Origin of the sequence: Microcystis sp. M53602_WE12 (assembly GCF_030065455.1) — a bacterium.
GTDB lineage: Bacteria > Cyanobacteriota > Cyanobacteriia > Cyanobacteriales > Microcystaceae > Microcystis > Microcystis aeruginosa.
Genome location: NZ_JASJFB010000252.1, coordinates 1 through 1923, shown reverse-complemented (window position 1 = coordinate 1923; position 1923 = coordinate 1). Strand labels below are relative to the sequence as shown.

At 33.3% G+C, this 1923-nt stretch carries 3 protein-coding genes; 1 reads left to right on the top strand and 2 read right to left on the bottom strand.

What is annotated here, in order from left to right; translation table 11 throughout:
- Positions 1 to 929 (top strand): ATP-binding protein (locus tag PX482_RS09215; RefSeq protein WP_288122345.1); only part of this gene is annotated, 929 nt, incomplete at its 5' end.
- Positions 930 to 1053: 124 nt separating this feature from the next.
- Here the strand turns inward: PX482_RS09215 and PX482_RS09210 are convergent.
- Positions 1054 to 1119 carry a hypothetical protein gene (locus PX482_RS09210; protein ID WP_288122347.1) on the bottom strand — a complete coding sequence of 22 codons (66 nt, stop codon included), beginning with the start codon at positions 1117 to 1119 and terminating at the stop codon, positions 1054 to 1056.
- A 282-nt stretch (positions 1120 to 1401) separates the two neighbouring features.
- Entirely contained in the window at positions 1402 to 1629 is a 228-nt protein-coding gene (locus PX482_RS09205) for a hypothetical protein (protein WP_288097412.1), read from the bottom strand.
- Positions 1630 to 1923 lie beyond the last annotated feature (294 nt).

Genomic DNA, 1923 nt, shown 5'->3' with positions numbered 1-1923 from the left:
GAAATTTTAATCTTGCAGAAGTGGGTGAATTATATCAACAACATACAGCAGCAACTGGACAAATTTTCACACCAGAAGCAATAGAAACAGCATTTTATTTAACTCAAGGACAACCTTGGTTAGTCAATGCTTTAGCTAAAGAAATTGTAGAAAAAATGGCGAAAGATAGAAGTATTACTATTACTAAGGAACACATTTTAACAGCCAAAGAAATATTAATTGCACGTCAAGATACTCACTTAGATAGTTTAGCGGAAAGATTAAGAGAACCAAGAATTCAAGCCATTATTGAACCGATGTTAGCAGGTTTAGAATTAGGGAATATACCTAATGATGATATTCAATTTGTCATTGATTTAGGATTATGTAAAATGCACCCCTATGGAGGTTTAACTATTGCTAATCCCATTTATCGGGAAGTGTTACCCCGGGTGTTAACAGTGACACCAATGGCTTCTTTACCGATGATTGCACCCACTTGGTTAAATTCAGAAGGTGAATTAAATATAGATGCTTTATTAACAGCATTTCTCAAATTTTGGCGACAACAGGTCGAACCATTATTAGGTAGCACTGGTTATCATGAAATCGCTCCACATATAGTATTAATGGCTTTTTTACATCGTGTGGTTAATGGTGGGGGAGTTTTAGAAAGGGAATATGCAATTGGTAGCGATAGAATGGATTTATGTTTGCAGTATAAAGATGTAATTTTAGGGATTGAATTAAAAGTATGGCGTGATAAAAAACGCGATCCTCAAGCTGATGGAATTGAACAATTAGAATTTTATTTAGCACGTTTAGGGTTAGATTTTGGTTGGTTATTTATCTTTGATAGGCGGAAAAATGCCTTACCAATGGAAGAGAGGTTATCCACTGAAGTTGTGGTGACGGAAAATCAATATAGAATTACTGTAATTAGAGCTTGAGTGTTTTAAATGAAGTATTTTTGCAAACAATGCTTTTTTCAAAGATATTTAACGGTGAATTTATAAGGTACGTTGCATTTAATTAACACACCCTACAGAATTGGCTGCTTAATTTTTATTTCAGCTATTCATAAACTTTACTTCTATGGGCGATAAAAATTATCGTTACCAGTTTTAAATCATCATTAATTTCATAAATAACTCTATAGTCACCTACTCGATAACGATAATAACCTGATAAGCTAAACGGCGCTTAACCTGCATGATCCAACAGCTATAACCCTTTTGGAGTCTATATCGGTGATCCGAAGTAAAAGCCGTTTAGCTTAACTCACCTTTGAGAGATTTTATATTAGGATGATTACGAGGATTAATTTTTAAACGTTCAAAACATCTATCTAACTTTTTTTGTAAAGTAGCAGAAGCAGATTCAAAAAACTCCCCTGCATCAATACTAATAACAACAGTATAATTAATATTGTCGTTTAAGTTTGTCAACAGTAATCACCTTTCCTTGTTTTACATTTTCTCTAGCATGATCAAAATTTTCTTTAAATCCTACAATCTCTAATAACTCTTGAGTAGCATCATCTTCTCTTGTTGCCAAATATGCTAAAAAATCAACTGCTACGAGTAATTTTTCTGGTGACAGTTGTTCAACATATTTTTGGATTTGTTCACGAAGTTCTAACGTATTCATAGATTATTTTGGTTATTTACCCAATTTGATTATATCTGATTCTGAGAAAATTTAGATCCGCGACTTCTGTTATTAATCTTCTCATGTAATAGATAATTTGTAGGGTGTGTTAGCGACAGCGTAACGCACCTCATATTTGCTCAATAATTTATTTTAGGTTCTTCGTTACTTGGTATGGTTCGATAGGGGGGCATAAATCGACTAAATCCTTATCTGGCAAGAGACTTAATTGATTAGTTCGCTCTAGATAAAAAACAATTGACAAAAATCGCTAAATGCCTTTCTATATAAGGG